Origin of the sequence: Bradyrhizobium sp. CIR18, assembly GCF_014198295.1 — a bacterium.
Taxonomy (GTDB): Bacteria; Pseudomonadota; Alphaproteobacteria; order Rhizobiales; family Xanthobacteraceae; genus Bradyrhizobium.
Genome location: NZ_JACIHF010000001.1, coordinates 1,751,391 through 1,757,390, shown reverse-complemented (window position 1 = coordinate 1,757,390; position 6,000 = coordinate 1,751,391). Strand labels below are relative to the sequence as shown.

General features: G+C 58.5%; 6 protein-coding genes. 2 read left to right on the top strand and 4 right to left on the bottom strand.

Features of this window, described 5'->3' with window-relative positions; genetic code table 11:
* The coding region (locus GGD65_RS08585; RefSeq protein ID WP_246783214.1) for a hypothetical protein at positions 1-835 on the top strand (835 nt) is incomplete at its 5' end.
* Between the two features lie 621 nt (positions 836-1,456).
* On the opposite strand, the gene GGD65_RS08580 is transcribed toward GGD65_RS08585, so the two are convergent.
* The 4 genes from GGD65_RS08580 to GGD65_RS08565 all read right to left on the bottom strand — a co-directional run bounded on the left by GGD65_RS08580 (position 1,457) and on the right by GGD65_RS08565 (position 4,334).
* Entirely contained in the window at positions 1,457-1,687 is a 231-nt protein-coding gene (locus GGD65_RS08580) for a DUF6894 family protein (RefSeq protein ID WP_183234892.1), read from the bottom strand.
* Between the two features lie 731 nt (positions 1,688-2,418).
* Positions 2,419-2,589: a Lar family restriction alleviation protein gene (locus tag GGD65_RS41100; protein ID WP_157644390.1), complete on the bottom strand. Its 171-nt coding sequence runs from the start codon at positions 2,587-2,589 to the stop codon at positions 2,419-2,421.
* Positions 2,590-2,657: 68 nt separating this feature from the next.
* Positions 2,658-2,864: a hypothetical protein gene (locus GGD65_RS08570; protein WP_183234890.1), complete on the bottom strand. Its 207-nt coding sequence runs from the start codon at positions 2,862-2,864 to the stop codon at positions 2,658-2,660.
* A 297-nt stretch (positions 2,865-3,161) separates the two neighbouring features.
* Positions 3,162-4,334 (bottom strand): tyrosine-type recombinase/integrase, encoded by a 1,173-nt coding sequence (locus tag GGD65_RS08565; protein WP_312014141.1) that lies wholly within the window; start codon positions 4,332-4,334, stop codon positions 3,162-3,164.
* A 635-nt stretch (positions 4,335-4,969) separates the two neighbouring features.
* Here GGD65_RS08565 and GGD65_RS08555 point away from each other — a divergent pair.
* A complete protein-coding gene (locus tag GGD65_RS08555) occupies positions 4,970-5,854 on the top strand; it encodes an AraC family transcriptional regulator (protein WP_183233463.1) in 885 nt (294 codons plus the stop codon).
* Positions 5,855-6,000 lie beyond the last annotated feature (146 nt).

Genomic DNA, 6,000 nt, shown 5'->3' with positions numbered 1-6,000 from the left:
GATATCCAGACCAATCGTCGAAATTGATTGCATAGGCTGCTCCTCCGAATCGTGGGAGCCTCAAACGGCGCCCCATCCTTGGCACTCTCGTGCCCATGGAGGAGCCGTCCACAGCATCAATTGCGGAAGTGACCAGCTCCATTGTAGGTTTGAGTGCCTTTCGCTCAGCGCATTTTCTATCCAGATGGAAAAGAGAAATAGACTTCTATCCGACTTGGCTGATCGCTTTGTCGTAACCTCGCCAGATCAGACGGCCCGCGTCGCTATTGACGGCATCGACGGGGCAGGAAAGACCACATTCGCTGATGAACTCGGAAGCCTCATTGCGACTAAGGGGCGGCCCGTGATTCGAGCATCGGTAGACGGATTTCATAATCCCAAGGCGGTCAGATATCGGCGGGGACGTCATTCACCGGAAGGCGTTTTCGAGGACTCGTACAATTACTCGGCATTGAAGCAATACCTGATGGACCCGTTAAGTCCCGGCGGTTCTCGCAGGTATCGCCGAGCAATCTTCGATCATGTGACCGATGACATTGTACCTGCCAATGATCTGGAGGCACCGCCGTCTTCCATTTTGCTGATAGATGGCATGTTTCTGCATCGACCCGAATTGCTCACGTGCTGGGACGCTTCAATCTTCCTCCGAACAGACTTTACTGTATCCGTTGCGCGGTGCGCTTCGCGCGATGGTTTGTCGCCCGACCCTGCGGCTCCATCGAACCGACGGTACGTTGAGGGACAGCGGCTCTATCTTCGAAGCTGCCAGCCCGAAGCGAAGGCCACGATTGTAATCGATTACAACGATCTTGCGACCCCCTCGATTGTGACGTGAACAGTTCGAGCGACAAGGTCGGCTGTGGGTCAGAAGCTGCCATCACGCAACATGCCGAGATTGGTCAGCTACTCGTCAATCTGTATGAGGATTCACCGCCAGGTCCATGAATGAGCATGGCAACATCTGGCAAAATTGCCGCAGTGCCCTTCGATTGTCCGGATTGCGCGTGGCTCATCGAGGCGACGCAAATTGTTGCAGCGAAGGCAAGAACGATCCGGTTCAAAGTGCTGCTCCAAATAAGTTCGTTTCGTGTGAGTGCCCGGCAACAGTCATCGGCTTCGCACGGCACCCGGTCAATCCTAGATCTGCTTAAGCACGACTAGGTTGTAAAACGAGCTTCGGCAACCGTTAGCGCGCAGAATGATCAATTTTCAATGAAGCCGCTGCGACTTCCGCTATGGGCACAAGCGGTCCTCAACGGCCATCACCGTGAAGGTCCGCTCGGGGCCGGCAACTGACATTGGAAGTAAAGAGGCCGCCCACTGAGGCGACCTCAATGCATCAGCACAGACAGGAAGTAGCCCGCGACGATTGCGAGCCAGACGAGCGATAGGCGGTAGTACAGCGTGTCCCGTTGCGGTTGTTCTGGCCCGGAGAACACGGTCCCCATAGGCGGCCTTACTTCGGCTTCTCGGCGTGGATGTGGAGAACGTAGAGGGTGTTCTGGAACTCGTCCACGACCTCCATCCGCCATCCACGATCTGGCGTTAGCTTCCCATCGAGGCTTTGGAGTATCTGCCCAGCCGTCACCGTGGCTTCACGCCAAGCGGCGTGTTTGTCGGGCAGTTCCTCGCCTTCGAGGTCGGGTTCATGACGTTCGTGGGTCACATGGAAGAAGTAGCGCGGCATACGCCAGTAATGCTGACTAGCCGGCTCGCGTTCCGAAACAGGCCACTGCGGAATTCAGTCAGAGCTCTCTCGCACCAGGCGAGCGACCCTACGGGGGCCGTCCCAAAGCTCTACAACAGGGTGTGCCTCTAGATATTTCTCGGCTCGGTCTTGCGCGTCTTTGTCTGTCGGGCAATCGATCTCGTAAAGTGCACGAGCAACACCGGATAGATCTACCGAGTACGCAACATAACGCATTTGCAGTCCCCAGCTGAGGAAAGCTGCAAACTAGATTCGTTCGCGGGCCTATAGTTCCTACACAAAAAATACGGCCCCAGCCGTCTGGCGGCGACTGGGGCCGTTGGACTTACTCCGGCCCGTACGGGGGCATGGAGCCGGAGCACAGCACCAAGCCTGTCCGGTGCCACTCGTTCCTAAAAAGCCAGCCCGCCAACTGAGGCGCGCCTAATTCATCTTGCGACGGAGTTTCCTGAGGATCTCGCGCAGATCCGCGGGGTACTCCTCGATGATCCGCTGCGCATCCTCAAGACGTGTTGGCTTGGGCGGGGGCTCCTTGCTTGGACCTGGGTCATCGGTCTGGGGCACAGCTCAAGGGCGGGCCGGAACCAGCCGGGACCATTGAGATAAATCAAACTAGCCACTGAGATTTTCAATCTAGGCCAACGCCACGCTCCAAGCCTGGTCGTTCGGCCACTGATTGAGAGCTAGATAGCCGGAGGGTTGGCTTCGCCTTAGGGGCTGATGCGTTTGTTCCAGCGCTCGGCCGCCTGCCTAACGGTCGGCGCATTGGGCCCGAAAGCTGAACATTCCTTACATACTACGAATTTTGGGTCGATGTCGCCGTTGATCCAAACCTCCGAACCGCCGCAGAAAGGACAGGGCCGCAGCGATTGTACAGACATAGGGAATCCGCGCAGCGGATCGATAGCTGCGCTCTCGCTAGGCTTCGTAGGCATCTTAACGCGAGCGTTTAGGACGGTAGTTCTGGGCCGATGTCGACGACCTCGATGAAATGATGACCGACGTCGCGATTGAAGCCGATGAAGTCCCACTTCGCACCGTCGCCTTGGCAAGTAGCGCCGGTGAAGCGTGCCGGCTGCCACTCGAGAGTTTTCGTGCTTGAGCGCACAAGGACCCAATAGAAGCGACCTGGAATCAACTGTGTGACGTCAATCATGGAATCATTTGCAGACCCTCGCTCACGCCGCCGCGCAAAGCTCGGTCGAGCGCAGAGATCAGAGTCGTTCCTGCGGACACCTGTCTTGTCTCGGAAGGGGATCGTCCCAGCCATTGCTGTCTGATCATCATGGGCTTCGCATGCCGCTCCAAGGTCGCCAATAAGCCGGCCCTGCCGTCCGTTGCGGGTCTCTCTTAATCAGCGCGTCCCAGGTTCGAGCCCTGGTGCGCCCACCATATAAATCAAACACTCAGCGCTGATCGCGATACAGTAAGTGGCTTCATTTTACAGGCCATTTTACAGTTTTGTTCGCGCTTCGAGCTTCAGCACCGCAGCTTCGGCAAGCTGAATATCTCGGCCAAGATAATGTGCATCGAGAATGGCCTCGACGTCCTTTAGCGAGTGACCAGTCACGGCCGCGATCTGCGGCACGCTCGCGCCGGCAATGGCCAACCGAACCACGGCAGTGCCTCTCAGGTCGTGAAACGTGAGGCCGCTGATGCCAGCTCGTTCGCATGCCTTTGCCCAGGACGTCCGAAAGCCGTCTGACGTCCAGGGCCGCCCGAGCGTGTTCGTCAGGATGAGCGGCCCTCGGCGCTCGGTGGTGTCGAGTAGAGCTCGCAGAGGGCCTCCGGCGGGCATTGCGACACGCCGGCCGCCTTTCGACTGCCGAAGGCGAATGTAAGGGCTTGCGTAGGCTGACCACGGCAGCCGTAGCAGGTCTCCCTGCCGCTGCCCGCTCCACAAAGCCAAGATGAGGGCGAGCTGGATCTCGCTGGATGCGACTGCAAGGACGGCGGCAATGTCTTGTTCGGTCCAGATCTTATCCTTGCGGTCGGCCACATAGAGCCGGCCACCCCGCTCGCATGGATTGGTGGTGATGATGCCGCGGTCCTTCGCGAATGACAGGATGCGCGCCAACACCGTCCAGGCCAGATCAGCCTTTCGTGGCGTGTTTGCGTATTTGTCGCGCCAGCTTTTGAAGTCGCCGCGAATCCGACGGTCGGCGAGGGCAGCAATCGGTAAATCGCCGAATTCGTCTTCAATCAGTTTTATGTATCTCAGGTAATCGCGGCGTGTAAAAGACAAATCGATTGCCAAAGTCGCGGGACCAGCGCCTTGCTTGGCTCGCTTTCTCCCAAACTCGATCAGCCGCTCTCGATTAAGCGCGAGCAGCTTCACACTGCCGAGCTCAGCCTTGAGCGACGCCATCACAGCAGCCTTTGACCGGCGAGGGGGTTTTCCAACCTCGCGCATGTCTTCGTCGTGCAGATCAATCAGATCGCCAAATGTGCGAACGTTGCGCACCGCGCGTGGTTTAAACGATCCATTGCGGTCAATGTTGCGCTCCATCTCGAGCGCCCATTCTTCGCCGTCCTTGCGCCGCCGGAAAGTCTCGGCCACATAGCGGTTCTTGCGGCGGACTTGAACGCGCCAGTTTCCCGATCCCAATTGAGTGAAGGTCGCCACGCGTGTGCACTCCGGCTTTCGTGTGCACTATGTGTGCACCGAGAGGTCAAAACGGGTACAAACGTGTGCAATCTCGGCTAGTTTGGAGTGCACACGTTCGTGCTTCATCCCATTGAGAGGATAGGATAAACGATTGAGTGGCGCCCATGATGGATTGGAGCGAGAGTTCAAATTTTCCAATTGGTTAGATGCTTGCGTGTGCGCGGCGTGTTCACCGAGAGATTCCATAAAAATCCAGTCATGATCATTGTGAGCGTGGGTTTTGAAGAGCAGCGCCCCGGTTGTCGCAGCTCATTCCGTGGGTTGAATGCGAGTGGCAACAGACAGCCCCAATCACCGGAAGCCTTCCGCGCAATCGTGACCTGCTGTGCGCAACCGCCGTGCCTGTGCGAGACCGCACTTTCGGTAGAGCCGCTGTAGTGAGATGCCCGTTTCGCGGAGAGTGCGGACCCGGTTGCGGGGCTCGGGACTGTCTGCGGCACATCAAAAAAGTATCAGTTGCACATTGAAATGGTGGTGGCGGGCCCGGGTACCGGTCGCTACGATCCCTAACGAGAGGAAGCGCTGAGCAAATTCAGCCGATAAGGGAACAGGGGCGGATCATCAAAAACCGCACCGGCCCGAAGGGAGCGGATATGGAACCGGACCTGGAAGTTGTCCAGATACGGCGCGGCGAATCGTTCAAGGCGTGGTCGCACGGCTACCCATTCCACACGGTCCGCTGGCATTTCCATCCCGAATACGAGCTCCACCAGGTCGTGGCGACCAGCGGTCGCTATTTCGTCGGCGACTTCATCGGCGAGTTCGAGCCGGGCAATCTCGTGCTCACCGGCCCCAATCTGCCGCACAATTGGGTGAGCGATCTGCCGGCCGGCAGCACCATCCCACTGCGCGGACGCGTCCTCCAGTTCAGCGAGGAATTCATCGGGGACCTGATGAAGGTCATGCCGGAACTGTCGGGCCTTGCCGCGCTGCTGGATTTCTCGCGGCGCGGCGCGCTTTTCACGTGCAGCACCAGCGACAGGGTCGCTCCACTGATGGAGGAGATCGTGACCGCGAACGGTGTGCGCCGGATCGAGTTGTTCCTGATGATCCTGGGAACACTTGGCCGCGCCCGCAATGCGCGTCCGCTTTCCAGTCCGAATTATCTGCCCGACCCGTCCGGATATATGTCGGCGGGCATGAACAAGGCGCTCGCCTTCATCCGGCAGAACCTGACGCAGCCTTTCGGTGAAGCCGAGCTAGCGGCGATCGCAGGCCAGTCGCAAAGCGCGTTTTCGCGTTCCTTCCGCCGGCACACCGGCATGTCGCTGGTGCAATACGTCAAGCGGCTGCGCATCAATCTCGCCTGCCAGATCTTGATGAGCGACGAGCAGGCGTCCATCACCGACATCTGCTTCGAGGTCGGCTTCAACAATCTCTCTAATTTCAACCGGCAGTTTTTGGCCGAGAAAGGCATGCCGCCTTCGCGCTTCAGGCGATTGCTCGCGCAGAACATCAATACGGCACGCGCGGCCTAGCCGGCGAAAAGCAAAGGAGGAGACCACCACGGGAAGAATGACGCGGGCATGCCGATGGCAGCCCGCGACAGGAATCGCTTGTCCAGGAATTCCGCGCGGCTTCGGAGCACCGGCACTCATCGCCGCCGGGGACGGGAGCCGCGAGG

Coding starts and splice junctions, on each gene's coding strand:
- GGD65_RS41100 (WP_157644390.1), bottom strand. CDS start 2,589: ATGTCTGTACAATCGCTGCGGCCCTGTCCTTTCTGCGGCGGTTCGGAG.
- GGD65_RS08555 (WP_183233463.1), top strand. CDS start 4,970: ATGGAACCGGACCTGGAAGTTGTCCAGATACGGCGCGGCGAATCGTTC.
- GGD65_RS08580 (WP_183234892.1), bottom strand. CDS start 1,687: ATGCCGCGCTACTTCTTCCATGTGACCCACGAACGTCATGAACCCGAC.
- GGD65_RS08570 (WP_183234890.1), bottom strand. CDS start 2,864: ATGATTGACGTCACACAGTTGATTCCAGGTCGCTTCTATTGGGTCCTT.